The organism is Marinifilum fragile JCM 15579 (assembly GCF_001310955.1).
Lineage (GTDB): Bacteria > Bacteroidota > Bacteroidia > Bacteroidales > Marinifilaceae > Marinifilum > Marinifilum fragile.
Genome location: NZ_BAZX01000065.1, coordinates 1 through 2,350 on the forward strand (window position 1 = coordinate 1; position 2,350 = coordinate 2,350).

Annotated in this window: 2 rRNA genes; both read left to right on the top strand. The window is 48.3% G+C overall.

Annotated features, from left to right (window positions below):
* Window positions 1-2,071, top strand: a 23S ribosomal RNA gene (locus JCM15579_RS19875); the annotation flags it as partial.
* 124 nt (window positions 2,072-2,195) lie between these two features.
* Window positions 2,196-2,306 (top strand): 5S ribosomal RNA (rrf, locus tag JCM15579_RS19880).
* Window positions 2,307-2,350 lie beyond the last annotated feature (44 nt).

The window sequence follows — 2,350 nt, forward strand, 5'->3', positions numbered from 1 at the left end:
AAAGGCCAATCAAACTGAGAAATAGCTCGTACTCCCCGAAATGCATTTAGGTGCAGCGTCAGAGTCGAGAGTTATAGAGGTAGAGCTACTGATTGGATGCGAGGGCTTCGCCGCCTATCAAATCCAGACAAACTCCGAATGCTATAACTTATATCTGGCAGTGAGCCCGTGGGTGCTAAGGTCCACGGACGAGAGGGAAAGAACCCAGACCATCAGCTAAGGTCCCCAAGTGTATGTTAAGTTGAACAAACGAGGTGAGATTGCTTAGACAGCTAGGATGTTGGCTTGGAAGCAGCCATTCATTTAAAGAGTGCGTAACAGCTCACTAGTCGAGCGATCTTGCGTGGATGATAATCGGGCATAAATATACCACCGAAGCTATGGATTTAGAATTTATTCTAACTGGTAGGGGAGCATTCTAACGGCGCAGAAGCAGTATGGTAATGTATTGTGGAGCTTTTAGAAAAGCAAATGTAGGCATAAGTAACGATAATGCGGGCGAGAAACCCGCACGCCAATAGACTAAGGTTTCCTGATCAACGCTAATCGGATCAGGGTAAGTCGGGACCTAAGGGGTAGCCGAAGGGCGAACTCGATGGACAACCGGTTAATATTCCGGTACTTTCTATAACTGCGATGGGGTGACGAAGAGATGACAATGCCGCGAACTGACGGAATAGTTCGTTGAAGGACGTATGTGATGAGACCGGTAGGCAAATCCGCTGGTTGAGCTGAAATCTGATAGTACCGCAATGCTACGGCAGCGCGGATAGTGCATGTAATTTTACTTCCAAGAAAAACCTCTAAGCTTCAGGTTATAGAGACCCGTACCGCAAACGGACACACGTAGTCAAGTAGAGAATACTAAGGCGCTCGAGTGATTCATGGCTAAGGAACTCGGCAAAATGGTCCTGTAACTTCGGGAGAAAGGACGCCTCTTTCGGGAGGCCGCAGTGAAATGGCCCAGGCGACTGTTTACCAAAAACACATGGCTTTGCAAAATCGAAAGATGAAGTATAAGGCCTGACACCTGCCCGGTGCTGGAAGGTTAAGTGGAGGGCTTAGCGCAAGCGAAGGTCTGAAATGAAGCCCCAGTAAACGGCGGCCGTAACTATAACGGTCCTAAGGTAGCGAAATTCCTTGTCGGGTAAGTTCCGACCTGCACGAATGGTGTAACGATCTGGCACTGTCTCAGCCATGAGCTCGGTGAAATTGTAGTATCGGTGAAGATGCCGATTACCCGCAACGGGACGGAAAGACCCCGTGAACCTTTACTGCAGCTTCACATTGATTTTGGGTAAGTGATGTGTAGGATAGGACGGAGACTATGAAGCAGCGCCGCCAGGTGTTGTGGAGTCATCCTTGAAATACGTCCCTTTGCTTATCTGAAGTCTAACGTCTAACGACGGACAGTGTGTGGTGGGTAGTTTGACTGGGGTGGTCGCCTCCAAAAGAGTAACGGAGGCTTCTAAAGGTACCCTCAAGACGTTTGGTAATCGTCTGAAGAGTGCAATGGCACAAGGGTGCTTGACTGTGAGACATACAGGTCGAGCAGGTACGAAAGTAGAGCATAGTGATCCGGTGGTTCCGTATGGAAGGGCCATCGCTCAAAGGATAAAAGGTACTCCGGGGATAACAGGCTGATCGCTCCCAAGAGCTCATATCGACGGAGCGGTTTGGCACCTCGATGTCGGCTCGTCACATCCTGGGGCTGGAGAAGGTCCCAAGGGTTGGGCTGTTCGCCCATTAAAGTGGCACGCGAGCTGGGTTCAGAACGTCGTGAGACAGTTCGGTCCCTATCTGTTGTGGGCGTTGGAAATTTGCGAGGATCTGACTCTAGTACGAGAGGACCGGGTTGGACTAACCTCTAGTGTATCTGTTGTGGCGCCAGCTGCATAGCAGAGTAGCTACGTTGGGCAGGGATAAGTGCTGAAAGCATCTAAGCACGAAGCCTACCTCAAGATGAGATTTCCTTTAAGGGTCGTTAGAGACGATAACGTTGATAGGTTGCAGATGTAAAGGTGGTAACATCAAAGTCGAGCAATACTAATTACCCGAAAGCTTCTGAGTGGCGAGGTCAATCGCTGAATCTTACGAGATTTGGTTCTTTTATTTTACTTTCAATGTGTCTATGATATTAGTTTGACAGTTAATCAGAAAAAAAGATGATTAACAAGAAAAGTCAACAAACGATTTTAGGTGTTTATAGCGACGGGGTTCCACCTCTTCCCATTCCGAACAGAGAAGTTAAGCCCGTTAGCGCCGATGGTACTGCAGAAATGTGGGAGAGTAGGTCGACGCCAACCTTTAAAGGAGTCTTATTCCAACATGGAGTGAGACTCTTTTTTTT